The following is a 23,257-nucleotide window of genomic DNA, read 5'->3' as shown; positions in this document are numbered from 1 at the left end:
GGAGGAAGTGCTGAAGCACTGACTCCCGCCGACAAAGGAGACATCGGCGTTTGAAGGACATCCTCCATTTCTCGCATGCGAACGGTTTTCCGGCATCGACGTACCGGACGATCTTCGCCGAGCTGGCAGACGACTACGAGCTGCGTTACATCGAGCGCATCGGTCACGACCGCCGCTACCCGGTGACGCGCGACTGGCCGCATCTCGTCGATCAGCTGCTCGACGACATCGGCAGCCGCTACGAGCGCCCGGTCTGGCTCGTCGGCCATTCGCTCGGCGGCTACCTGTCGCTGATGGCTGCGCTGAAGAAGCCGCACTGGGTGCGCGGCGTGGTGATGATCGATTCGCCGATCATCGCGGGATGGCGCGCCGGCGCATTGCGCGCGAGCCAGTGGGCGGGGCTCGACGAGCGGCTGTCGCCGGCGGCCGCGACGCGCAACCGGCGCACGCGCTGGGGGAGCCGCGACGAAGCCTGGCGGCACTTTCACGAGAAACCCGCGTTCGCGCGCTGGGACGAGCGGATGCTGTCCGACTACATCGACTACGGCATTCCGCAGGCGGGCGCCGACGGCGAACGCGTGCTCGCGTTCGACCGGCAGGTCGAATACCTGATCTACCGGACGCTGCCGCATACGCTCGGCCCGCGGCTCGCGCACGGCGCGCCGGTGCCGCTCGGCTTTCTCGCCGGCACGCGCTCGCGCGAAGTGCGGCAGGTCGGGCTCGATGCGACGCGTCGCGCGGCGCGCGGGCGCATCGAATGGCTCGAGGGCAGCCACCTGTTCCCGATGGAGCGGCCGATCGAGACGGCCCGCGCATTGCAGCGGATGCTGAGTTCGCTGAAAGTGGCGGAGGGTGGCGTGCCGCGCGACAGTGCGGCGCTCGCGAAAAGCGCCTGACGCATCGGTCCGGTGCACCGCGCCGGCCTGCACGGTTGCACCGATCGACCGGCCGGCCGATTCGCCCTGGCGCGTACGGTTGGCGCGGCACAGCGCGAAAGGGCGGGATCATCGCGTCAATTGCTGAGAGAAGGGCGGGCTTTACGGTATAATCCGTTTTTCCCGCGAGCATTCAGCGATGACCAAATATGTTTTCGTCACCGGCGGCGTAGTTTCTTCCCTCGGCAAGGGTATTGCCGCCGCCTCCCTCGCCGCGATCCTCGAATCGCGCGGTCTGAAAGTCACCCTCCTCAAACTCGATCCCTACATCAACGTCGACCCCGGCACGATGAGCCCGTTCCAGCACGGCGAAGTGTTCGTGACGGAAGACGGAGCGGAGACCGACCTCGACCTCGGCCACTATGAGCGCTTCATCAGCACGAAGATGCGCAAGGCCAACAACTTCACGACCGGCCAGATCTACGAATCGGTGATCCGCAAGGAACGCCGCGGCGACTATCTCGGCAAGACCGTGCAGGTGATTCCGCACATCACGAACGAAATCCAGGCGTTCATCGAGCGCGGGGCGGCATCTGCCACCTGCGGCGAGCCGGACGTCGCGATCGTCGAGATCGGCGGCACGGTTGGCGACATCGAGTCGCTGCCGTTCCTCGAGGCCGCGCGCCAGATGAGCCTGCGCCTCGGCCGCAACAGCGCGTGCTTCGTGCACCTGACGCTCGTGCCGTACGTCGCGACGGCCGGCGAGCTGAAGACGAAGCCGACCCAGCACAGCGTGCAGAAGCTGCGCGAGATCGGCATCCTGCCGCACGTGCTGCTGTGCCGTGCGGATCGCCGCATCCCCGACGACGAATCGAAGAAGATCTCGATGTTCTCGAACGTGCCGGAAGACGCCGTGATCTCGGTGTGGGACGCCGACAGCATCTACAAGATTCCGCAGATGCTGCACGACCAGGGCCTCGACCGGATCATCTGCGAGGAACTGAAGCTGTCGCCGAAGGACGCCGACCTGAGCATGTGGTCGGCGCTCGTCGAGAAGCTGGAAAACCCGAAGCACGAAGTCACGATCGGCATGGTCGGCAAGTATGTCGACCTGACCGAGTCGTACAAGTCGCTGATCGAGGCGCTGCGCCACGCATCGCTGCACACGTCGACCAAGGTCAACATCGAATACATCGACTCGGAAGAGATCGAGACGAACGGTGTCGATAGCCTGAAGCATCTCGACGCCGTGCTGGTGCCGGGCGGTTTCGGCCGTCGTGGCACGGAAGGCAAGATCGCGGCGATCCGCTACGCGCGCGAGTCGAAGGTGCCGTACCTCGGCATCTGCCTCGGCATGCAGCTTGCGGTGATCGAATTCGCACGCGACGTCGTTGGCCTGAAGCAGGCGAACAGCACGGAATTCGATCCGGATACGCCGGAACGCGTGGTCGCGCTGATTACCGAGTGGTACGACCGCGAAGGCAAGGTCGAGACGCGCACCGAGGAATCCGATCTCGGCGGCACGATGCGCCTCGGCTCGCAACGTTGCCCGATCAAGCCCGGCACGATGGCCGAAGAGATCTATGGCAAGGACGTGAACGAGCGTCACCGCCACCGTTATGAAGTCAATAACCGCTTCGTGCCCCAGCTCGAAGCCGGCGGCCTTATCATCAGCGCCCGTACCCCGAGCGAGGATCTGCCGGAAATGATGGAGCTGCCGCGTTCGATGCACCCGTGGTTCGTCGGCGTTCAGTTCCACCCGGAATTCACGTCCACGCCGCGTGACGGTCATCCCCTCTTCAAGTCGTTCGTCGAAGCCGCGCTCGCCAACAAGCAAGCGCGTGGAGTGCAAGCATGAAGCTGTGCGATTTCGAGGTCGGTCTCGACCAGCCTTTCTTCCTGATCGCGGGTACCTGCGTCGTCGAATCGGAGCAAATGACGATCGACACGGCGGGCCGCCTGAAGGAAATCTGCGAGAAGCTGAACGTTCCGTTCATCTACAAGTCGTCCTACGACAAGGCGAATCGCAGCTCGGGCAAGTCGTTTCGCGGCCTCGGAATGGACGAGGGGCTGCGGATCCTCGGCGAGGTGAAGCGTCAGCTCGGCCTGCCGGTGCTGACCGACGTGCATTCGATCGAAGAGATCGAGCAGGTCGCGTCGGTCGTCGACGTGCTGCAGACGCCCGCGTTCCTGTGCCGCCAGACCGACTTCATCCACGCGTGCGCGCGCTCGGGCAAGCCCGTCAACATCAAGAAGGGTCAGTTCCTCGCGCCGCACGACATGAAGAACGTGATCGACAAGGCGCGCGACGCGGCGCGTGAAGCCGGTCTGTCGGAAGACCGCTTCATGGCGTGCGAGCGCGGCGTCTCGTTCGGCTACAACAACCTGGTGTCCGACATGCGTTCGCTCGCGATCATGCGCGAGACGAACGCGCCGGTCGTGTTCGACGCGACCCACTCGGTGCAGCTGCCGGGCGGGCAGGGCACGAGCTCGGGCGGCCAGCGCGAATTCGTGCCGGTGCTCGCGCGTGCGGCGGTCGCGACGGGCGTCGCGGGCCTGTTCATGGAAACGCACCCGAATCCGGCCGAGGCGAAGTCCGACGGCCCGAACGCGGTGCCGCTGAACCGGATGGGTGCGCTGCTGGAGACGCTCGTCACGCTCGATCAGGCTGTGAAGCGCAATCCGTTCCTGGAAAACGATTTCAATTAAAGATCGAATGAACCTTGCGACGGCTTCGCGCGTCAGTAGCGAAAGCGGTTCAGGCGCGCGCGCCGTCGCAGTTTGAAGAATCCATCGTCATTCTCAGAGGAAACCCATGAGTGCAATCGTAGATATCATCGGCCGCGAGATTCTGGATTCGCGCGGCAACCCCACCGTCGAATGCGACGTGCTGCTCGAATCGGGCACGATGGGCCGCGCGGCGGTGCCGTCGGGCGCGTCCACCGGCTCGCGTGAAGCGATCGAACTGCGCGACGGCGAAGCCGGCCGCTACAACGGCAAGGGCGTGCTGAAGGCAGTCGAGCATATCAACACCGAAATCTCCGAAGCCATCATGGGCCTCGACGCGTCGGAACAGGCGTTCCTCGACAAGACGCTGCTCGAGCTGGACGGTACCGACAACAAGTCGCGCCTCGGCGCGAACGCGATGCTGGCCGTGTCGATGGCCGTCGCGAAGGCAGCGGCTGAAGAAGCCGGCCTGCCGCTGTACCGCTACTTCGGCGGCTCGGGCGCGATGCAACTGCCGGTGCCGATGATGAACATCGTCAACGGCGGCGCGCACGCGAACAACAGCCTCGACATCCAGGAATTCATGATCGTCCCGGTGAGCCAGCCGACGTTCCGTGAAGCCCTGCGTTGCGGCGCTGAAGTGTTCCACGCGCTGAAGAAGATCCTGAGCGACCGCGGCATGAGCACGGCAGTCGGCGACGAAGGCGGCTTCGCGCCGAACTTCGGCAGCAACGACGAGTGCCTGTCGACGATCCTGCAGGCGATCGAGAAGGCAGGCTACCGTGCGGGCGAAGACGTGCTGCTCGCGCTCGACTGCGCGGCATCCGAGTTCTACCACGACGGCAAGTACCAGCTCGCGGGCGAAGGCCTGCAACTGTCGTCGGCCGAATTCACCGACTACCTCGCGACGCTCGCCGACAAGTTCCCGATCGTGTCGATCGAGGACGGCATGCACGAAGGCGACTGGGACGGCTGGAAGCTGTTGACCGAGCGCCTCGGCAAGAAGGTGCAACTCGTCGGTGACGACCTGTTCGTCACGAACACGCGCATCCTGAAGGAAGGCATCGAGAAGGGTATCGCGAACTCGATCCTCATCAAGATCAACCAGATCGGTACGCTGACCGAAACGTTCGCGGCAATCGAAATGGCGAAGCGCGCGGGCTACACGGCCGTGATCTCGCACCGCTCGGGCGAAACGGAAGATTCGACGATCGCGGACATCGCGGTCGGCCTGAACGCCGGTCAGATCAAGACGGGTTCGCTGTCGCGCAGCGACCGCATCTCGAAGTACAACCAGCTGCTGCGCATCGAGGAAGACCTCGGCGATATCGCGAGCTACCCGGGCAAATCGGCTTTCTATAACCTGCGCTAACGCGCTACTATCGGGTTCGTCATCTCGACGCCGCTCTGTGCATGTCGCGCGGAGCGGCGCTTCTTATATCTGCGTCTTCTACATGCGGCTTGTCACTGTCGTCCTGATTGCCTTGCTGGCGCTCATTCAGTACCCCCTATGGTGGGGACACGGCGGCTGGTTGCGGGTGCATGAATTGCGCCAGCAGCTCGGCGATCAACTGCAGAAGAATGCGGACGAGAAGCTGCGCAATGAACGGATCGCGGGCGAAGTGCAGGATCTGCAGGGCGGTACCGCGGCCATCGAGGAGCGCGCGCGCTACGAGATGGGCATGGTGAAGGACGGCGAAGTATTCGTGCAGTTCGTGTCGCCGAATGCGCCGGCCGCGCCGCTGAACAACACGCCTTCGAGCATGTCGACGCGCGGTACCGTTTCCGCCGCGCCCGTGCGTGTCGTGCCGAACCCGCAGTCGATCGCGAAGCCGTCGCGGCATCATGGCGGCGAGAAGGGCAAGGCCGCGCATCACTGAGCGCCGGAGTCCGAACTATTGAAAAAGCGCGGGAAATGCCGCGCTTTTTTATTTCCTGCCAGTCGTCAATCGAATCGGTCGACGCGGATCACGCATCACCACCACCAGCCCGGGTAACCGTAGCCATAGCCGATGCCGGTGCTCCACCGGTTGCCCCAACCGCCGCCGTAATAGCCGCCGTAGACGGTCACGGGGGGCGGCGAGTAATACGCCCAGGCGCGCGCGGCGGCCTCGGCCGCCATCGCGTCGTTCTGCTCGCGCAGCACTTGCCGGTCGATTTCGTCGTAGCGTTTGCGCTCCACACTCGACAGTGCGGGCGGCTGGCCGCCCGATGCGCCCGGTTCGGGCAGGCGGCTCAGGATCGTCGACGAAGGCGGCTGCACCGCGCAGCCGGCGAGGGCCAGTGTGCCGGCTGCGACACTGGTCAGGACGAGGGTGCGGAACGGGCGATTCATGTGTTTCTCCAGCAGCGCGCCGACAGCGGAAAGCGGTTTGTGCCGGAGGCGGAACCTCCGGCGCCTGGGCCGTTGCGTGCGACGCTCGTGCGTCATTATGCACCCGCGCCGCGCATGGCCGGCACGGGCGCGCCGCTCACTCAGTGACGCTGATCGGTCGCGGGCGTGATGCCGGTCGCGAGTTCCGGCGCGGCGAAAAGCTGTGCGACGTCGACGGGATCGAACTCGTAGCGCTGGTTGCAGAACTCGCAATGGATCTCGACGTGACCGCGCTCGACGATCACGCTGTCGACTTCGTCGCGCCCGAGCATGCGCAGCATCGCGCCGACCTTCTCGCGCGAGCAAGAGCACTGGAAGCGCGTACCGGCCGGGTCGAAGTGCTGCACGTTTTCCTGCCAGAAGAGCCGGCGGAACACGACTTCCGGTTCGACCTCGAGCAATTCCTTCGCGGACAGCGTGCCGCCGAGCGTGCAGACGCGCTCCCACGTGTCGGCGTCGGTCTCGGCGTTGCGCGGCACGATGCCGCCGTCGCCCGGCAGCTTCTGCAGCAGCATGCCGACCGCGCGGTCGCGATCGGCCGCGAGCCACAGCCGCGTGTCGAGCTGCTCCGAGTGATGCATGTAATGCTCGAGCACTTGCGACACCGATTCGAGCGGACCGTCGACGCCGTTCAGCGGCACGATGCCCTGGTACGGCTGCTGGCCCGGCAGCTTCTCGGCCGGGTCGAGCGTGATCACGCAACGGCCGTGGCCGCTCGCGTTGACGAGCGACGCGAAGTGCGTGTCGTCGCCGATCGTCTGCGCGACGTCGCCGGCGAACTTGGCCGTGGCGCGCATCGACAGGTCCGAGCCGCACTGGACGACCAGCATCTGGACCGGCCCGTCGCCGAAGATCTGCATGATCAGGGTGCCGTGAAATTTCAGGTTCGCGGACAGCAGCGCACACGCAGCCATCATCTCGCCGAGCACCGTGCGCACCGGGGCAGGGTAGTCACGGCGGGAAAGCACCTCTTGCCACGTGTTGCGCAGCGACACGATCTCGCCGCGCACGGGTGCCGAATTGAACATGAATTTCTGTAACTGGTCGCTCACTCTTCTTCCTTGAAATCCGCGCGAATCAGCCGATCCGCACGAGTTGCTCCTTGAAATGCGCGCGTCGTTCGACGTACGTCTTCGCATTTGCGCGCAGCCGCGCGATGTCGTCTGCCGACAGCTCGCGCACGACTTTCGCCGGGGCGCCGAGAATCAGCGAATTGTCCGGGAACGTCTTGCCTTCCGTCACGACCGCGCCGGCACCAACCAGGCAGTTGCGGCCGATGACCGCTCCATTCAAGACCACCGCCTGAATCCCGATCAGCGAACCTTCCCCGATCGTGCATCCGTGCAGCATCGCCTGGTGCCCGATCGTCACGTTTTCGGCAATCGTCAGAGGAAATCCGGGGTCCGTATGCAAGACCGCGCCTTCCTGGACGTTGCTGCCGGCACCGACCGAGATCGTCTCGTTGTCGCCGCGAATCGTCGCGCCGAACCATACGCTCGCATTTTCCTCGAGCACGACCTTGCCGATGATGGCCGCTGTATCGGCGACGAATACGCTTTCGTGGATCGTCGGGGCCGTCTCGCCCAGTTTGTAGATCGTCACGGAGTCTCCTGGTCTCTTCGATGATGGGCGCCGGTAGAATGGCGCGTCTGGTGTGCCGGGTGCATTGCGTGACGGCACAAACGTACATTGTAAACCGTCGCGTGCATGCGCACGGGCGGTGCCCCCGTTTGATGAACATGGAGCCTTCTTCTTTCATGGCTGCGCCACACTGCGTGCGCCGCGCCGCGCTGGACGCCCTGCGGATGTCCGAGCCCGCCGCGAAGGCCGCGCGGGTCCGCGCGCTGCATGACGCGCTGCTGGCCGGGCACGCCACGATCGCACCGACGCTCGATCTGGACGAACCGGCCGACCTGCCCGGCCGTCCGGCGCACCCGCCGCTCGTCGAGCCGCGCGAGCTCGAGCGCCGCAGCATGCGCTCGCCCGCGGGGCGCGCGGTGCTGCTGCACGCCCTCGCGCATATCGAATTCAACGCGATCAACCTCGCGCTCGACGCCGTGTGGCGCTTCGCCGGGATGCCCGACGCATTCTATGCGGACTGGCTGAAGGTCGCGTCCGAGGAGGCTCATCACTTCACGCTGTTGTCCGGGCGGCTTGCCGAGTTCGGGCATGCGTACGGTGATTTTCCGGCGCACAACGGGCTGTGGGAGATGTGCGAGCGGACCAAGGCCGATCCGCTCGCGCGGATGGCGCTCGTGCCGCGCACGCTCGAGGCGCGCGGACTCGACGCGTCGCCGCCGATCCGGGCGCGGCTCGTGCAGGCGGGCGACGACGCGTCCGCGGCGATCCTCGACGTGATCCTGCGCGACGAGATCGGCCACGTCGCGATCGGCAATCGCTGGTTCCGGTACCTGTGCGACGAGGCCGGCCGCGATCCGGTGCCGGCTTACCGCGAGCTTGCCGAGCAGTACCATGCGCCGCGGCTGCGCGGCCCGTTCAATTTCGACGCGCGCCGCACCGCGGGATTCGAGCAGGCGGAGCTGGACGAGCTCGCCGCGCAGGACGCGGCGGACGGCAACGCGGCGGGTTAGCACGTCCGGGCGCCGCCGGCTCCCGGCGGGCGGGCGAAGGCTGTCGCTGCGTCAGCCTCGCGGATCGTTCGGCGGCATGTCCGCGGCGTCCGACATGCCGATTCCGCACGCCGTCGCTAGAGAGCTGCCTCGACTGCCAGGCGCCGGAATGGAGGCGTCATCGCTATAATCGAACGATCATTCTTTTTTCGGCGGCTGCAATGAGTGCCTCGAGTTCTGTTTCCGATTTCGTCACGGTGCGCGGCGTCAAGCTGCATGTGCGCCGCTGGGGCCGGCCCGATGCGCCGACGCTGTTCATGCTGCATGGCTGGATGGACGTTGCGGCATCGTTCCAGTTCGTCGTCGACGCGCTCGCGGGCGACTGGCAGGTGATCGCGCCGGATGCACGCGGCTTCGGCCTGTCCGACTGGCCGGTCGCGAGGCAAGGCGGCGGTCATTACTGGTTCCACGAGTACCTGGGCGACCTCGATGCGCTCGTCGATCACTATGCGCCCACCGGCGAAATCAATCTGGTCGGGCACAGCATGGGGGCGAACGTCGTGTGCCTGTATGCGGGCGCGCGCCCGGAGCGCGTGCGGCGCGTGGTCGACCTCGAAGGGTTCGGGCTCGCCCCCGCGCGGGCCGAGCAGGCGCCGCGCCGGCTGCGCGGCTGGCTCGACGAGCTGCGCGAGCCGCCGGTGTTGCGCCCGTACGCGTCGCTCGACGACGTGGCGGCCCGGCTGATCAAGACCAATCCGCGGCTCGATCCGCGCCGCGCCGCGTTCCTCGCCGCGCACTGGTCGAAGCGTGGCGATGACGGCCTCTACCACCTGCTGGCGGACCCCGCGCACAAAATGGCGGGCCCGCAGCTGTACCGGCTCGACGAGGTGATGGCCGTCTGGAAGCAGGTGCGCGCGAAGGTGCTGCACGTCGAGGCCGTCAATTCGCCGACGCTCGCGTTTCTCGCCGGCGACATCCCGCTGCCGGAGTTCAAGGCGCGCTTCGGCGCGTTCCCCGACTGGCGCGAAAAGCTCGTCGAGGATGCCGGCCACATGGTTCATCACGACCAGCCGGAGCAGATCGCGGCGCTGATCGAGGCGTTCTGCGCGTAGGCCGGCGGCGGCGGCGGCGCGGCAGGCGGGCGGCGCAATTGCCGCATTGCAGTAGAATGAAGCTTCACCTGCTATACCGACAATGAACGCTGATCTCCACTGCCATTCGAATGTTTCCGACGGGTTGCTGTCGCCTGCCGACGTCGCGCGCCGCGCCCATGCCGGCGGCGTGACCCTGTGGGCGCTGACCGACCACGACGAGATCGGCGGCCAGGCGGCGGCGCGCAGCGAGGCGGAGGCGCTGGGGATGCGCTACCTGAGCGGCGTCGAGATTTCGGTCACGTGGGCGTCGCGCACCGTGCACATCGTCGGGCTGAACATCGATCCGTCGAACCCGACGCTCGTCGACGGCCTCTACCGCACGCGCCACGGCCGCGCCGCCCGTGCGCGGGCGATTGCCGCGCAACTCGAGACGCTCGGCATTCCCGGCGCGTACGAAGGCGCGCTGAAGTACGTATCGAATCCCGACCTGATCTCGCGCACCCACTTCGCGCGCTTCCTGGTCGAGAACGGCCATGCCGAATCGACCTCCGATGTGTTCGACCGCCTGCTCGGCGACGGCAAGCCCGGGTTCGTCCCGCACCGCTGGGCGACGCTGTCCGACGCCGTTGCTTGGATTCGCGCGGCGGGCGGCGAGGCTGTGGTCGCGCACCCGGGCCGCTACCGCTACACGCCGGTCGAATTCGATGCGTTTTTCGGCGAATTCATCGATCTCGGCGGCCGCGCGATCGAGGTCATTACGGGCAGCCACACGCCCGACCAGTACCGCGAATACGCGGACGTCGCGCGCCGCTTCGGCTTCGAGGTGTCGTGCGGCTCGGATTTCCATGCGCCGGGCGAGGGTCGCATCGAGCTCGGCAGCCTGCCGCCTTTGCCGCCCGACCTGAAACCGCTCTGGGAGCGCTGGCTCTGACGTACCGCGGCTGCTTGCCGCTGGCGCTGCCGTCGAGGCGCGCATCCGACTTTTCCCTCTTTACGTGTCCCCATGTCCCAGTTCTTCAGGATTCATCCGGATAATCCGCAGCCGCGCCTGATCAAGCAGGCCGCGGACATCGTCAGCAAGGGCGGCGTGATCGCGATGCCGACCGATTCGAGCTATGCGCTCGCGTGCCACCTCGATGACAAGGATGCGGTCGAGCGCGTGCGCCGCATCCGCGGCCTCGACGAGAAGCAGCACCTGTCGCTGCTCGTGCGTGACCTGTCGGAACTGGCCAACTTCGCGATGGTGGACAATCGTCAGTACCGGCAGATCAAGTCGGTGACGCCGGGCCCGTACGTGTTCATCCTGCAGGCGACGAAGGAAGTGCCGCGTCGTCTGTCGCACCCGTCGCGCAAGACGATCGGGCTGCGCGTGCCCGATCATGCGATCACGCTCGCGCTGCTCGAATCGCTCGGCCAGCCGCTGCTTGGCACGACGCTGATCCTGCCGCCGGACGACGAGCCGCTCAACGATCCCGACGACATCCGCGCGCGGCTCGAGAAGCAGGTCGATCTCGTGATCGACGGTGGGGCGTGTCCGCGCGAGCCGTCGACGGTGATCGACCTGACGGGCGACGAACCGCAGCTCGTGCGTGCGGGGCGCGGTGCGCTCGAACCGTTCGGGCTTTCGGCCGCGTAAGCGCCATTCATTTTTGCGCGAGTGCGCTTGTTACAATAACGCAATATGGACGCTTCCCTGATACAGACCATCGCCGTCTACGCGCTGCCCGTGATCTTCGCGATCACGTTGCACGAGGCCGCGCATGGCTATGCCGCGCGCCTGCTCGGCGACAACACCGCCTACATGATGGGGCGCGTGTCATTCAACCCGATGCGCCACATCGATCCGCTCGGCACGATCGCGATCCCGCTCGCGATGTATTTCCTGACGGGCGGCGCGTTCCTGTTTGGCTATGCGAAGCCGGTGCCGGTATCGTTCGGCAACCTGCGCGATCCGCGCTGGGGCAGCCTGTGGGTGTCGCTGGCGGGCCCGGCCTGCAACTTCGTACAGGCACTGATCTGGGGCGTGCTGACCATCGTGCTGCCCGCTGCCGGCATCGACGAGCCGTTCTTCACGCGGATGGCCTACGCAGGCGTCAGCGCGAACCTGGTGCTCGGCGTGCTGAACCTGTTTCCGCTGCCGCCGCTCGACGGCGGCCGCATCCTGGCGGCGCTGCTGCCGCCGAAGCAGTCGATCGCGCTGTCGCGAATCGAGCCGTACGGTTTCATCATCGTCCTCGTGCTGGTCTCGACGGGCGTGCTGACGAACTTCTGGCTGCGTCCGCTCGTGAATGCCGCGGCCGGCGTGCTGAGCGCCATCCTGTCTCCCTTCGCCTCGCTTTTCTAACGACAATCATGTTCCCAGATCGTATTTTCTCCGGCATGCGACCCACCGGGTCGCTGCACCTCGGCCACTACCACGGCGTGCTGAAAAACTGGGTGAAGCTGCAGTCCGAGTACCCGTGCTTCTTCTGCGTGGTTGACTGGCATGCGCTGACGACGCACTACGAAACACCCGAGGTCATCGAGAAGAACGTGTGGGACGTGCTGATCGACTGGCTCGCGTCCGGTATCGATCCGGCGCAGGCGACGCTGTTCATCCAGAGCAAGGTGCCCGAACATGCGGAACTCGCGTTGCTGCTCGGCATGAGCACGCCGCTCGGCTGGCTCGAACGCGTGCCGACCTACAAGGAGCAGATGGAGAAGCTGAAGGACAAGGACCTGTCGACCTACGGCTTCCTCGGCTACCCGGTGCTGATGGCGGCCGACATCCTGCTGTATCGCGGCTCGCTCGTGCCGGTCGGCGAGGACCAGGTGCCGCACGTCGAGATGACGCGCGAGATCGCGCGTCGCTTCAACTATTTGTACGGCCGCGAGCCGGGCTTCGAGGAGAAGGCGCTCGAAGCCGCGAAGAAGCTCGGCGGCAAGCGCGCGAAGCTTTATCACGAGCTGCGCAACGCGTACCAGCAGGAAGGCGACGACGAGGCGCTCGAACAGGCGCGCGCGATGCTGCACGAATCGCAGAGCCTGTCGATGAGCGACCGCGAGCGCCTGTTCGGCTATCTCGAAGGCGCGCGCAAGATCATCCTCGTCGAGCCGCAGGCGCTGTTGACCGAAGCGTCCCGGATGCCGGGCCTCGACGGCCAGAAGATGTCGAAGTCGTACGGCAATACGATCGGCCTGCGCGAGGACGCGGAGACGATCACGAAGAAGGTCCGCACGATGCCGACCGATCCGGCACGCGTGCGCCGCACCGATCCGGGCGATCCGGACAAGTGCCCGGTGTGGCAGCTGCATCAGGTCTATACGGACGAAACGACGCACCAGTGGGTGCAGAGCGGCTGCCGCTCGGCGGGCATCGGCTGCCTCGACTGCAAGCAGCCGGTTGTCGAAGGGATCCTGCGCGAACAGCAGCCGATGCTCGAGCGCGCACAGAAGTACATGGACGATCCGTCGCTGCTGCGTGCGATCGTCGCGGACGGCTGCGACAAGGCGCGCAAGCACGCGGTCGAGACGATGCGCGACGTGCGCGAGGCGATGGGCCTGTCGTACACCTGACCTGACGGCATGCGCGAACCTGTCATTGCCGCCGCGGGCGGCCACGTGGCCCAGACCGAACCGTCGCGCTGGGTCGCCCGCCGGTCGCGGCTCGTCCCGGCGGGCGGCACGGTGCTCGACGTCGCCGCGGGCGGTGGTCGCCATGCACGCTGGTTTGCGTCGCACGGGCATCCAGTCGTCGCGCTCGATCGCGATGCGGCCGCGCTGGCCGCATTGCGCGCGATTCCCGGTGTCGACGTGCGCGACGCCGATCTCGAGGGCGCGCCCTGGCCGCTGCCGGCCGGTGCGTCGTTCGCGGCGGTGATCGTCACCCATTATCTGCATCGCCCGCTCTGGCCCCGACTGCTCGATGCGGTGGCGCCGGGCGGCGTGCTGATCTACGAAACCTTCGCGCAAGGAAACGAAACGGTCGGCAAGCCGTCCAATCCTGCGTTCCTGCTCGCCCCGGGCGAGTTGCTGGACGCGGTGCGCGGCCGCCTGCGGGTGGTTGCGTACGAGGACGGATTCGTCGCCGCGCCGCGCGAGGCGTTCGTGCAGCGCATCTGCGCGGTACGCGAGGGCGCGACCCCGACAGCGGGGGCGGGAATTCCACGTTACGAACTGCCCGGCTAATCCGCTACAATCTCAACGTTTACCGGTACAACAATCAATCGCGTTTCATGGCTAACGGCACCCAAGACGGCATTCACATCCGCGGCAGCATCCCCGCGATCGTCACCCCGATGCTCGAAGACGGCAGTCTTGACCTGCCGGCGTTTCGCAAACTGATCGACTGGCACATCGCGGAAGGCACCGACGCACTCGTCGTGGTCGGCACGAGCGGCGAGTCGGCAACGCTCAACGTCGAAGAGCACATCCTGATGATCCGCACGGCGGTCGAGCATGCGGCGAAGCGCATCCCGATCATCGCGGGCGCGGGCGGCAATTCGACCGCCGAGGCGATCGAACTGACGAAGCATGCGAAGGCCGTCGGCGCCGATGCGACGCTGCAGGTCGTGCCGTACTACAACAAGCCGACGCAGGAAGGGATGTACCGGCACTTCAAGACGATCGCCGAGGCGGTCGACCTGCCGGTGATTCTGTACAACGTGCCCGGCCGTACGGTCGCGGACATGGCGCACGAGACGACGCTGCGCCTCGCGCAGGTGCCGGGCATCATCGGTGTGAAAGACGCGACCGGCAACATCGATCGCGCCGCGCACCTGATCAAGGCCGCGCCGAAGCATTTCGCGATCTACAGCGGCGACGATCCGACCGCGATCGCGCTGATGCTGCTCGGCGGCCACGGCAACATCTCGGTGACGGCGAACGTCGCGCCGCGCGCGATGAGCGACCTGTGCCGCGCGGCGCTGGCCGGCGACGTCGCAACGGCGCGCGAGCTGCACATGAAGCTGCTGTCGCTGCACAAGAATCTGTTTGTCGAGGCGAACCCGATTCCGGTGAAGTGGGCGCTGCAGGCGATGGGCAAGATGCAGGGCGGCATCCGCCTGCCGCTCACGCCGCTCGACGAGCGCTGTCACGACGTCGTGCGTTCGGCCCTCATCGAGGCCGGCGTCCTCTGATGCCCAGGCGGCCGCGTCCTGCGGCCGCCGGCTCGACCCCTCATCAACCCGCACCGGCCGGCTCCGTCCGGCGCCGCTCCTGACGAGCGTTCTAGCAAGACGAAGGATTTCATGAAACGTTTCGCCTTTTCCTCTCGCGCCATCCAGGTTTCGGTGGTGGCGCTGGCGCTGGGCGCGCTCGCCGGCTGCGATACGCTGAACGATTATCTGGCTCCTGACCGGGTCAACTACAAGAACACGGGTTCGGCGCCGCCGCTCGCGGTGCCGAGCGACCTGAAGCCGGTGCCGACGACCCAGCAGTTCGTCGCGCCGCCGAGCAACGCCGGTCTCGGCACGCTGCCGCCGCGGGCGACGACCGCCGCCGGCAATGCGACCGACGGTGTCCCGAGCGCGCAGGATCCGCTCGGCATGCATATCGAGCGCGACGGCGACCGCCGCTGGCTCGTCGTGGACGGGCGCACGCCCGAGCAGCTGTGGCCGATCCTGAAGGAATTCTGGCAGGAGAACGGCTTCTCGCTGAAGACCGACGCACCGTCGACCGGAATCATGGCCACCGACTGGGCCGAGAACCGCGCGAACATTCCCGATGACTGGTTCCGCCGCACGATCGGCAAGGTCATCGACTTCGCCTACTCGTCGGGCACGCGCGACCGTTTCCGCACGCTCGTGAACCGTACGCCGGACGGCAACACCGACATCTCGATCACGCACAGCGCGATGGAGGAAATGATGGTCGGCCCGCAGGGCGGCACGTCGTCGCGCTGGGAAGAGCGTCCGCGCAATCCGGTGCTCGAGGCAGTGTTCCTGTCGAAGCTGATGCAGAAGTTCGGCCTGAGCGACGCGCAGGCGAAGCAGCTGCTGACCGATGCGCGTCCCGCGACGGCGCCGGCGCAGGTGAGCGATACGAGCAGCGGTGCCGCAACGCTGCAACTGGCGGAATCGTTCGACCGTGCGTGGCTGCGCGTCGGTCTCGCGCTCGACCGCACCAACTTCGCGGTCGACAATCGCGACCGCGAGAAGGGCCTGTACACGGTCCGTTACGCGAACACGATGGAAGAGCTCAAGCGCGACGGGCTGTTCGGCAAGCTGTTCTACGGCGGCCCGTCAGCGGCCAAGCCGGGCAAGGAATACCTGGTCAACGTGCGCGCGCAGGGCAGTGACGGCACGCAGGTCGCGGTGGTCGACGCGAACGGCAAGGTCGACAATTCGTCGGATGCGCAGCGGATCATTTCGCTGCTGCACGCCCAGTTGAACTGATCGCGTGCGCTTCGCCAGCCTCGGTAGCGGCAGCGAAGGCAACGCGCTGGTCGTCGAGGTCTCGAGCGGCACGACGACCACCCGCGTGCTGCTCGACTGCGGTTTTTCAGCGAAGGAGGTCGAGCGCCGCCTCGGCCGCCTGAATCTCGGCATCGACGATCTCGATGCGATTCTCATCACCCACGAACACAGTGACCACGTCGGCAGCGCGCTGACGCTCGCGCGGCGCGGGTCGCTGCCGCTCTACATGAGCTGGGGCACGGCACGCGCGGTGGGCGCGGACGAAGCCGACGTCGATCTCCACGTGTTGTGGGGCGACGAGACGGCCGCGATTCGCGATCTGGCCGTGATGCCATATACGGTGCCCCATGACGCGCGGGAACCGCTCCAGTTCGTCTTCATGGACGGTTGCCGCCGGCTCGGCGTGCTGACCGACGTCGGGATGGCCACGCCGCATATCACGGCCGTTCTGAGCGGTTGTGACGCGCTGGTGCTCGAATCCAATCACGATACCGAGATGCTCGCCGGGAGCCGCTATCCGCAGTCGCTGAAGGCGCGGATCGGTGGCAATCACGGCCACCTGAGCAACACCGCCGCCGCGGACATCCTCGCATCGCTCGAACGCAGCCGTCTCCAGCACCTTGTCGCGGCGCACCTGAGCCAGCAGAACAACCGGCCCGAGCTGGCCCGCCAGGCATTGGCCGGCGTGCTGGGAACGGACGGGGAGGACGTGGTCGTGGCCACGCAGGACGCGGGCTTCGACTGGCTGACGCTCGGCTGAGCGGGCGCACGATCGGACGCACAGGACGGCTCTTGGCCGGTCCTGCTGCCGGATACGATGCGCGTAACCGACAGACGTAAAAAAACCGGCCCGAAGGGCCGGTTTTTTTTCAGCTGATGCCGAGGCTTACTGGCTTGCGCCCGAAGCCGGAGCAGCCGTCGCTGCCGAAGCAGCCGACGCCACAGCAGCAGCTGCGTCGCTCGCAGCAGCCGTAGCCGACGAAGCAGCAGCAGCTGCGTCGCTCGCAGCACCAGCAACTGCCGAAGCAGCCGACGAAGCAGCAGCCGATGCGTCGCTAGCAGCCGACGAAGCAGCTTGATCAGCGCTCTTGTTGCAAGCAGCCAGTGCAACAGCAGCCAACAGGGAAGCTACGAGGAGGGATTTCTTCATGATCACGTCCTTTTATGGTTAAAGGTAAGCAACAGCGCGAAACAATACCGGTAATGTGCTCCAACACCGACCTGGGCCGCTGGTGGAGACGCACTTCTAGAGCGTGAATCTTCCCTACGGCTTGGGCGGAAATTATATGCACTTTCCTATCGACCGTCGACAAATGCGGGGTCAATACGTTGTCTTTCCCATACAGAATTTGATCTGCACGGGCATACGGGGCGGCTCACTAAATCCGGTTTCCGACCCGTATCCAGCCCGCACAATACCACTCGTGCAGCAAGGCTGTCATTGAGGGAACCCGGGATAGTGTTACAAACCGTTTCGCCTCCATGTGGCGCAGATTGGCCAGTTCGGGCAGCCATTCGCCGGCCTGCTCGAGTGGTTCTTCCTCGCCATTAATGAAGTACGAGCGCGCGTTATACATCAATGCGGCCCGTCTGTCGAGATACACGCCCCGGCGCGACGCCTGCGCGACGAACGCGGCCTCGGACAGCGGGCGCGCCGGCGGCTCGAATACGACGTTTGATTTGGGTTCGCTCAGGTAGCAACCCAGGAATTCGGCGACGTCACGCTTGCGCCAGCGGATCGCATCGACGATCTCGGCGACGCGCTCGACCATCGCCGGCGGCAGTTGCGCAGGGGTGTCGACCGCCGGCTGCTTCGGGTCGCGGTAAAGCGCGTCGCCACGCTCGTCGCGCAGGCCGCCGCGTTCCGCGAGGTAATACAGGAATTGCGCGCCCAGCTCCCCGGCGGACGGCGCCCGAAAGCCGATCGAGCAGGTCATGCATTCACCTTCGGCCACGCCGTCGTGCGCGATGTGCGGCGGCAGGTACAGCATGTCGCCCGGCTCCAGCACCCACTCGTCGCTCGGCTCAAAATGCTCGAGGATCTTCAACGGGACGTCCGGCTGCAGCGACAGGTCCTTCTGCGCACCGATGCGCCAACGGCGCCGGCCCTCGACCTGTAGCAGGAATACGTCGTACGAGTCGAAGTGCGGGCCGACCCCGCCTCCGTCGGTCGCGTACGAAATCATCAGGTCGTCGAGGCGTGCGTCCGGGATGAAGCGGAAGCGGTCGAGCAGCGCGCGTGCCGCGTCCACGTGCAGGTCGAGCCCCTGCACGAGCAAGGACCAGGACTTGCGCGAAACGGCAGGCAGCGCGCCCGGCTCGAACGGACCGTGGGCCAGTTGCCACTTGTTACGAAAATGGGTGATCAGTCGCGATTCGGCGTCATAGTCGGCTGCCAGCTCGAACAGAGCGTCGCGCGTCACCGGCGGCTTCACGCCGGGGATCGCCTGGCGGATCAGCAGCGGCTTCTTCTGCCAGTAGCGGCGCATGAATTGCGCCGGCGATAGGCCGCCGAGCAGCGGTGTGGGAAGATCGGAAGGCGGCGCGCCGAGCGGGGCGGGAGCGGCATCCCGCGGTTCGGCTTGAGACCGGTTGCGCATCGTATAATGAGACTTGTATTTGGGAGAATTGGATGAAAATCGCAAAAAACACCGTCGTGTCGGTCACTTACAAGCTGTCGGATGCGCAAGGCAATCTGATCGAGGAAAGCGACGAGCCGATGGTTTATCTGCACGGCGGCTATGATGGCACGTTCCCCAAGATCGAGGAACAGCTCGACGGCCAGGAGCCCGGTTACCAGGCGCAGATTCAGCTCGAGCCGCAGGACGCGTTCGGCGACTACGATCCCGAACTCGTGAAGATCGAGCCGCGCGATCGTTTTCCCGAGCCGATCGAAGTGGGCATGCAGTTCGAAGGCACGCCGGAAGATGGCGACGAGGAAGTGGATTCGCTGATCTACACGGTCACGGACATCGCCGAGGACAAGGTCGTGCTCGACGGCAATCACCCGCTTGCGGGCATGGCGCTGCGTTTCGCGCTGACGGTCAAGGACGTTCGCGAAGCGACCGAGGACGAGATCGAGCATGAGCACGCGCATGGCGCGGAAGGCCTCGAAATCGTCGACGAGGACGAAGACGAGGACGAGGACGGAGACGCGCCGTCAGGGCGTACCCTGCACTGAGCTGTCAGGCCGGCCGGGCGCCGGCCCTGAAGCAGGGGGCGGCGCGGGCCACGAAGCGCCGTCCGGTGTCGTGCCGTCGCCCTGCAGCGGCGGCGCGACCGACGACGAGTCGGGCAATGCCGGCAAGGCCGGGATCTCCGGCATCTGCGGCAGCGGGACATTGTCGCGCGGCACGACCGGCAGCGCGGGCGGGATCGGCAGATTCTTCGGGACGTCCTGCACGCTCACGTTGAAGATCGTCTGCCGTGCCGGCGACACGTTGACCTTCACCCACTGATTCGCCGGATGACGCGGTCCGATCGCGACACGCGTCACATTTCCCACCAGCACGCCGTCGTCCGCATGCAGCGGGCGATCGATCAGGAAGCCGTTCGCAAGCGGCTCGCTGCTCGCGTGCACCACCAGGATCGGGCCGCGGAACGCCGCTGCCGCCTTCACCAGTGTTCGTTTCATTTCACGAAAGCCGTCGCGGACGCGCGGCCGGTTGAAACGCAACCACGCAAAGCGTTCGGCACGCTCATAGCGATCGAACTGCGGATCGCCTTCGAAAATCACCACGATCGCGCGCGCTTCGTGCCGCTTCGCATATTCGGCCGCGTGGTCGATCCAGAAACCATTCGCGATGATGCGGTCCTCGAATTCGCCGTTGCGCCCGCCGGCCGTCAGATAGTGGTTGTTCGGTGCCGGTGCGTTCAGCGTGACGTAGACGACATCGTCATGCAGCCAGCGCGCGTTTTCGCGATAGGGCCGGAACCGGGCGACTTCACTTTCGCGCGTGATCTGTAGCGCGCCGGGGTCGGGCAGCGCCGCGTCGGCCAGCAGCGTCTGACGCAGGAAGTCCAGACGTTCGACCGGGTCGTAGCTGCCGCCGGCCGCCGTGTTGCACGTTACCCAGTCGTCGTGGCCGGGAATGAACACGAGTGGCACGCGGGATGCGTTCAGGATCGCGCCGCGCTGCGTATAGAGCGAGTCGCGGCACGCTTCCTTCGCGCCCTTGATGTCGCCGGCATAGGCGACGAAGGCCAGATTGCGCTCGCGCGCGATCGATTCGAACAGCCGTTGCGCGGCTGGCTCGTCGGCCGGCGTATCGATGACGCCCGACACGACCGCGAACGAGTAGGGGGCGGCGGCACGTTTGGGCGGCGCGGCCAGCGCGCCGGCCTGCGCCAGCGCGAGCACCGCCGCGGCCAGCGCAGCGCTGGCCCGGGCCGGCCAGCCCGACGGGGTGCGCTTATGCGTGCCCGTCGGCATCGTGCGAGCGGACGAGCGTGCGCAGTTCGTACAGCAGGTCGAGCGCGTCGCGCGGCTTGAGGTCATCGGGATCGATGTCGCGCAGCCTTTCGAGTGCCGGATGCGGGATGTCGGACCGTGCAGGCGCATCCGCGCATTCGAGTTCGTCGGTCGCGGCGGGCGGTGCGCTGAACAGGTCGAGTTGCGGCGTATGCTGCGTCGCCGACTGTTGTTCGAGATACGCGAGATGCTTGCGCGCGGCGCGGATCACCGGTGCCGGCACGCCCGCGAGTTGTGCAACCTGCAGCCCGTAGCTCTGGTTCGCCGGGCCTTCGTTGACCGCGTGCAGGAACACGATGCCGTGACCGTGCTCGACGGCCGACAGGTGGACGTTGGCCGCTTGGGGGAATTCGGCGGGCAGTTGCGTCAACTCGAAGTAATGCGTCGCGAACAGCGTGTAGCAGCCGTTTTGCGCCAGCAGATGACGCGCGATGGCCCATGCGAGCGCGAGGCCGTCGAACGTCGACGTGCCGCGGCCGATTTCGTCCATCAGCACGAGGCTCTGCGGTGTCGCGTCGTTCAGGATCGCAGCCGCTTCGGTCATCTCGACCATGAAGGTCGAGCGGCCGCCGGCGAGGTCGTCGGCCGCGCCGATTCGCGTGAAGATCCGGTCGATCGGGCCGAAGCAGGCCGACTTCGCCGGCACGTAGCTGCCGACGTATGCCATCAGCGCGATCAGCGCCGTCTGCCGCATGAAGGTCGACTTACCGCCCATGTTCGGGCCGGTGATCAGCAGCAGTTTGCGTTCGGCGCCGAACCGGCAGTCGTTCGCGATGAACTGCTCGACCTGCGCTTCGACGACGGGGTGACGCCCCTGTTCGATTTCGATGCCGATTTCGTCGGTGAAGGCGGGGGCGACCCAGTCGAGCGTGCGGGCGCGCTCGGCGAACGCGGCGAGCACGTCGAGCTCCGCGAGCGCCGACGCGACGCGCTGACACTCGGCAATGAACGGCAGCAGTGCCTGCAGCACGCCGTCGTACAGCGCGCGCTCGCGGGCCAGCGCGCGTTCCTGCGCGGACAGCGCCTTGTCCTCGAAAGTCTTCAGTTCGGGCGTGATGTAGCGCTCGGCATTCTTCAGCGTCTGGCGGCGGCGATAGTCGTCGGGCACCTTGTCGGTCTGGCCGCGCGTGACCTCGATGTAGAAGCCGTGCACCTTGTTGTATTCGACGCGCAGGTTCGCGATGCCCGTGCGGGTACGCTCACGCGCCTCGAGATCGATCAGGAATTGCCCGCAATTCTCGGAGATGTCGCGCAGCTCGTCGAGCTCCGCATCGTAGCCACGCGCGATCACGCCGCCGTCGCGCACCATCGCGGCAGGCTCTGGGGCGATCGCGCTCGTCAGCAGGTCGAGACATTCGGCGGGCGGCTCGAGCGCCGCGTCGATGCGCGCGAGCGCATCCGCGTTCGCGACGATCGCGCTGATGCGTTCGCGCAGCGCGGGCAGCGCGGCGAACGTGTCGCGCAGGCTCGACAAATCGCGCGGGCGCGCGGACAGCAGCGCGAGACGCCCGGTGATCCGTTCGACGTCCGCAATCTGGCGCAGTGCGGTTCGCAGTGCGTCGAGGCTCGCGTTTGCGGGCGCCTCGAGCAGTGCGCCGATCGCTTGCTGGCGTGACTGCGCGGCGACGGACGCGCGCGGCGGGTGATGCAGCCAGTGACGCAGCAAGCGGCTGCCCATTGTCGTGCAGCATGTGTCGAGCAGCGAATACAGCGTTGGCGATTCGGTGCCGCGCAGCGTTTCGGTCAGTTCGAGGTTGCGGCGCGTTGCCGGATCGAGCCCGATGTATTCGGTTTCGTTCTCGACCTTCAGGCTGCGCACGTGACGCAGTTGCTGACCTTGCGTGGCGGCCGCGTACAGCAGCAGTGCGCCGGCAGCTCCGCATGCGCTCGTCAGCGAATGCGCGCCGAAGCCGTCGAGGCCCGCGACGTCGAGCTGGTCGCACAGGCGCTGCGTGCCCGACGCGATATCGAAATGCCATGCCGGCACGCGCTTGATCGCACCGGCGCCGGCGGGCACGGCGTCGGTCGCGCCGTCCGCCGTGAGGATCTCGGCCGGGCGGATGCGTTCGAGTGCGGCGCCGAGCTGCTCGGGTTCGATTTCGGCGAGCCGTAGCGCGCCGCTTGCGAGGTTCAGCCACGCGAGGCCGATGTTGACCGCCACGCCACGCTTGTTGTGGCCCGTGCACATCGCGAGCAGGTAGACGTCGTTCTTGTCGGACAGCAGTGCTGCGTCGGTCAGCGTGCCGGGCGTGACGACGCGCACGACCTTGCGCTCGACCGGCCCCTTCGACGTCGCAGGGTCGCCGATCTGCTCGCAGATCGCGACCGATTCGCCCATTTTCACGAGCTTCGCCAGATACTGTTCGACCGCGTGATGCGGGACGCCGGCCATCTTGATCGGCGTGCCGGCCGATGCGCCGCGTTGCGTGAGGGTCAGATCGAGCAGACGCGCGGCTTTCTCCGCATCCTCGAAGAACAGCTCGTAGAAGTCGCCCATCCGGTAGAAGACGAGCGTGTCGGGGTGATCGGCCTTGATGCGCAAGTACTGCTGCATCATCGGAGTGTGGCCTGCAAAGGCCTCGGGCGACAGCGTGGTCATAGATCCGGCATGAAGTTGTTGCTTGAGTTGCCCGAGTTTACCAGTGGCTCTGACGAATACGGTCGAAGTTGGCCGATAGGCCAGCAGATTGCGCGATACGACTCCGTGTCCGGCAACGATTCTGGCTCGCGCGGCCTGGCCGGTCGGATGGT

The 23,257-nt window shown here is 66.3% G+C and carries 23 protein-coding genes; 16 read left to right on the top strand and 7 right to left on the bottom strand.

Annotated elements, in window-relative coordinates; translation table 11 throughout:
• Positions 1-50 precede the first annotated feature (50 nt).
• The 5 genes from WS75_RS04530 to ftsB all read left to right on the top strand — a co-directional run bounded on the left by WS75_RS04530 (position 51) and on the right by ftsB (position 5,482).
• On the top strand, positions 51-896 hold the full coding sequence (locus tag WS75_RS04530) for an alpha/beta fold hydrolase (RefSeq protein ID WP_059679355.1): 846 nt from the start codon (positions 51-53) through the stop codon (positions 894-896).
• A gap of 178 nt (positions 897-1,074) precedes the next feature.
• Positions 1,075-2,733: a CTP synthase gene (locus WS75_RS04525; RefSeq protein WP_059464180.1), complete on the top strand. Its 1,659-nt coding sequence runs from the start codon at positions 1,075-1,077 to the stop codon at positions 2,731-2,733.
• Entirely contained in the window at positions 2,730-3,584 is an 855-nt protein-coding gene (gene kdsA, locus WS75_RS04520; RefSeq protein ID WP_044848177.1) for a 3-deoxy-8-phosphooctulonate synthase, read from the top strand. The genes WS75_RS04525 and kdsA overlap by 4 nt, the downstream gene beginning before the upstream one ends.
• 106 nt (positions 3,585-3,690) lie before the next feature.
• Positions 3,691-4,974: a phosphopyruvate hydratase gene (gene eno, locus WS75_RS04515; protein ID WP_011885396.1), complete on the top strand. Its 1,284-nt coding sequence runs from the start codon at positions 3,691-3,693 to the stop codon at positions 4,972-4,974.
• 82 nt (positions 4,975-5,056) lie between these two features.
• Positions 5,057-5,482, top strand: a complete 426-nt coding sequence (gene ftsB / locus WS75_RS04510) for a cell division protein FtsB (RefSeq protein ID WP_059608395.1) — start codon at positions 5,057-5,059, stop codon at positions 5,480-5,482.
• A gap of 95 nt (positions 5,483-5,577) precedes the next feature.
• On the opposite strand, the gene WS75_RS04505 is transcribed toward ftsB, so the two are convergent.
• From WS75_RS04505 to WS75_RS04495, 3 genes are all read right to left on the bottom strand, one after another.
• Positions 5,578-5,937, bottom strand: coding sequence for a hypothetical protein (locus WS75_RS04505; protein WP_059679354.1), 360 nt, complete (start codon positions 5,935-5,937; stop codon positions 5,578-5,580).
• A 140-nt stretch (positions 5,938-6,077) separates the two neighbouring features.
• Entirely contained in the window at positions 6,078-7,028 is a 951-nt protein-coding gene (hslO, locus tag WS75_RS04500; protein ID WP_059535822.1) for an Hsp33 family molecular chaperone HslO, read from the bottom strand.
• Between the two features lie 25 nt (positions 7,029-7,053).
• On the bottom strand, positions 7,054-7,578 hold the full coding sequence (locus WS75_RS04495) for a gamma carbonic anhydrase family protein (protein ID WP_059608392.1): 525 nt from the start codon (positions 7,576-7,578) through the stop codon (positions 7,054-7,056).
• A 131-nt stretch (positions 7,579-7,709) separates the two neighbouring features.
• Between WS75_RS04495 and WS75_RS04490 the strand changes: the two genes are divergently transcribed.
• The 10 genes from WS75_RS04490 to WS75_RS04445 all read left to right on the top strand — a co-directional run bounded on the left by WS75_RS04490 (position 7,710) and on the right by WS75_RS04445 (position 16,795).
• Positions 7,710-8,567, top strand: a complete 858-nt coding sequence (locus tag WS75_RS04490) for a ferritin-like domain-containing protein (protein WP_059679353.1) — start codon at positions 7,710-7,712, stop codon at positions 8,565-8,567.
• A 200-nt stretch (positions 8,568-8,767) separates the two neighbouring features.
• Positions 8,768-9,658, top strand: a complete 891-nt coding sequence (locus WS75_RS04485; RefSeq protein WP_059679352.1) for an alpha/beta fold hydrolase — start codon at positions 8,768-8,770, stop codon at positions 9,656-9,658.
• An 82-nt stretch (positions 9,659-9,740) separates the two neighbouring features.
• On the top strand, positions 9,741-10,571 hold the full coding sequence (locus WS75_RS04480) for a 3',5'-nucleoside bisphosphate phosphatase (protein WP_059679351.1): 831 nt from the start codon (positions 9,741-9,743) through the stop codon (positions 10,569-10,571).
• Positions 10,572-10,643: 72 nt separating this feature from the next.
• A complete protein-coding gene (locus tag WS75_RS04475) occupies positions 10,644-11,276 on the top strand; it encodes an L-threonylcarbamoyladenylate synthase (RefSeq protein WP_059535812.1) in 633 nt (210 codons plus the stop codon).
• Positions 11,277-11,321: 45 nt separating this feature from the next.
• Positions 11,322-11,984, top strand: coding sequence for a site-2 protease family protein (locus WS75_RS04470; protein WP_059608387.1), 663 nt, complete (start codon positions 11,322-11,324; stop codon positions 11,982-11,984).
• Between the two features lie 8 nt (positions 11,985-11,992).
• Positions 11,993-13,195, top strand: coding sequence for a tryptophan--tRNA ligase (locus WS75_RS04465; protein WP_059679350.1), 1,203 nt, complete (start codon positions 11,993-11,995; stop codon positions 13,193-13,195).
• Positions 13,196-13,204: 9 nt separating this feature from the next.
• Positions 13,205-13,807, top strand: a complete 603-nt coding sequence (locus WS75_RS04460; protein ID WP_059679349.1) for a class I SAM-dependent methyltransferase — start codon at positions 13,205-13,207, stop codon at positions 13,805-13,807.
• 47 nt (positions 13,808-13,854) lie between these two features.
• Entirely contained in the window at positions 13,855-14,757 is a 903-nt protein-coding gene (gene dapA / locus WS75_RS04455; RefSeq protein ID WP_059679348.1) for a 4-hydroxy-tetrahydrodipicolinate synthase, read from the top strand.
• A 111-nt stretch (positions 14,758-14,868) separates the two neighbouring features.
• Positions 14,869-16,014, top strand: a complete 1,146-nt coding sequence (gene bamC, locus WS75_RS04450; RefSeq protein WP_059679347.1) for an outer membrane protein assembly factor BamC — start codon at positions 14,869-14,871, stop codon at positions 16,012-16,014.
• Between the two features lie 4 nt (positions 16,015-16,018).
• A complete protein-coding gene (locus tag WS75_RS04445) occupies positions 16,019-16,795 on the top strand; it encodes an MBL fold metallo-hydrolase (protein WP_059679346.1) in 777 nt (258 codons plus the stop codon).
• A gap of 319 nt (positions 16,796-17,114) precedes the next feature.
• Here WS75_RS04445 and WS75_RS35035 read toward each other — a convergent pair whose 3' ends face one another.
• Both WS75_RS35035 and WS75_RS04440 read right to left on the bottom strand, forming a co-directional pair.
• Entirely contained in the window at positions 17,115-17,360 is a 246-nt protein-coding gene (locus tag WS75_RS35035; RefSeq protein ID WP_011657350.1) for a hypothetical protein, read from the bottom strand.
• Positions 17,361-17,414: 54 nt separating this feature from the next.
• Entirely contained in the window at positions 17,415-18,635 is a 1,221-nt protein-coding gene (locus WS75_RS04440; RefSeq protein ID WP_059679345.1) for a cupin domain-containing protein, read from the bottom strand.
• Positions 18,636-18,667: 32 nt separating this feature from the next.
• Between WS75_RS04440 and WS75_RS04435 the strand changes: the two genes are divergently transcribed.
• The gene (locus WS75_RS04435; RefSeq protein ID WP_059679344.1) at positions 18,668-19,216 is read left to right on the top strand and encodes an FKBP-type peptidyl-prolyl cis-trans isomerase; all 549 of its coding nucleotides are present in this window, start codon (positions 18,668-18,670) and stop codon (positions 19,214-19,216) included.
• Here WS75_RS04435 and WS75_RS04430 read toward each other — a convergent pair.
• The gene (locus tag WS75_RS04430; RefSeq protein WP_059679343.1) at positions 19,196-20,467 is read right to left on the bottom strand and encodes a hypothetical protein; all 1,272 of its coding nucleotides are present in this window, start codon (positions 20,465-20,467) and stop codon (positions 19,196-19,198) included. The two genes, WS75_RS04435 and WS75_RS04430, sit on opposite strands and share 21 nt — an antisense overlap.
• The gene (gene mutS, locus WS75_RS04425; protein ID WP_059679342.1) at positions 20,448-23,105 is read right to left on the bottom strand and encodes a DNA mismatch repair protein MutS; all 2,658 of its coding nucleotides are present in this window, start codon (positions 23,103-23,105) and stop codon (positions 20,448-20,450) included. The genes WS75_RS04430 and mutS overlap by 20 nt, the downstream gene beginning before the upstream one ends.
• Positions 23,106-23,257: the final 152 nt, after the last annotated feature.

Source organism: Burkholderia sp. FL-7-2-10-S1-D7 (assembly GCF_001524185.1).
Lineage (GTDB): Bacteria > Pseudomonadota > Gammaproteobacteria > Burkholderiales > Burkholderiaceae > Burkholderia > Burkholderia diffusa.
This window is presented reverse-complemented; position numbering and strand designations above follow the sequence as displayed.

Bases quoted from the DNA above. Each gene is read 5' to 3' on its own strand.
- WS75_RS04525 (WP_059464180.1), top strand. From the start codon at position 1,075: ATGACCAAATATGTTTTCGTCACCGGCGGCGTAGTTTCTTCCCTCGGC.
- kdsA (WP_044848177.1), top strand. From the start codon at position 2,730: ATGAAGCTGTGCGATTTCGAGGTCGGTCTCGACCAGCCTTTCTTCCTG.
- eno (WP_011885396.1), top strand. From the start codon at position 3,691: ATGAGTGCAATCGTAGATATCATCGGCCGCGAGATTCTGGATTCGCGC.
- ftsB (WP_059608395.1), top strand. From the start codon at position 5,057: ATGCGGCTTGTCACTGTCGTCCTGATTGCCTTGCTGGCGCTCATTCAG.
- WS75_RS04505 (WP_059679354.1), bottom strand. From the start codon at position 5,937: ATGAATCGCCCGTTCCGCACCCTCGTCCTGACCAGTGTCGCAGCCGGC.
- WS75_RS04490 (WP_059679353.1), top strand. From the start codon at position 7,710: ATGAACATGGAGCCTTCTTCTTTCATGGCTGCGCCACACTGCGTGCGC.
- WS75_RS04485 (WP_059679352.1), top strand. From the start codon at position 8,768: ATGAGTGCCTCGAGTTCTGTTTCCGATTTCGTCACGGTGCGCGGCGTC.
- WS75_RS04480 (WP_059679351.1), top strand. From the start codon at position 9,741: ATGAACGCTGATCTCCACTGCCATTCGAATGTTTCCGACGGGTTGCTG.
- WS75_RS04475 (WP_059535812.1), top strand. From the start codon at position 10,644: ATGTCCCAGTTCTTCAGGATTCATCCGGATAATCCGCAGCCGCGCCTG.
- WS75_RS04470 (WP_059608387.1), top strand. From the start codon at position 11,322: ATGGACGCTTCCCTGATACAGACCATCGCCGTCTACGCGCTGCCCGTG.
- WS75_RS04465 (WP_059679350.1), top strand. From the start codon at position 11,993: ATGTTCCCAGATCGTATTTTCTCCGGCATGCGACCCACCGGGTCGCTG.
- WS75_RS04460 (WP_059679349.1), top strand. From the start codon at position 13,205: ATGCGCGAACCTGTCATTGCCGCCGCGGGCGGCCACGTGGCCCAGACC.
- dapA (WP_059679348.1), top strand. From the start codon at position 13,855: ATGGCTAACGGCACCCAAGACGGCATTCACATCCGCGGCAGCATCCCC.
- bamC (WP_059679347.1), top strand. From the start codon at position 14,869: ATGAAACGTTTCGCCTTTTCCTCTCGCGCCATCCAGGTTTCGGTGGTG.
- WS75_RS04440 (WP_059679345.1), bottom strand. From the start codon at position 18,635: ATGCGCAACCGGTCTCAAGCCGAACCGCGGGATGCCGCTCCCGCCCCG.
- WS75_RS04435 (WP_059679344.1), top strand. From the start codon at position 18,668: ATGAAAATCGCAAAAAACACCGTCGTGTCGGTCACTTACAAGCTGTCG.
- WS75_RS04430 (WP_059679343.1), bottom strand. From the start codon at position 20,467: ATGCCGACGGGCACGCATAAGCGCACCCCGTCGGGCTGGCCGGCCCGG.
- mutS (WP_059679342.1), bottom strand. From the start codon at position 23,105: ATGACCACGCTGTCGCCCGAGGCCTTTGCAGGCCACACTCCGATGATG.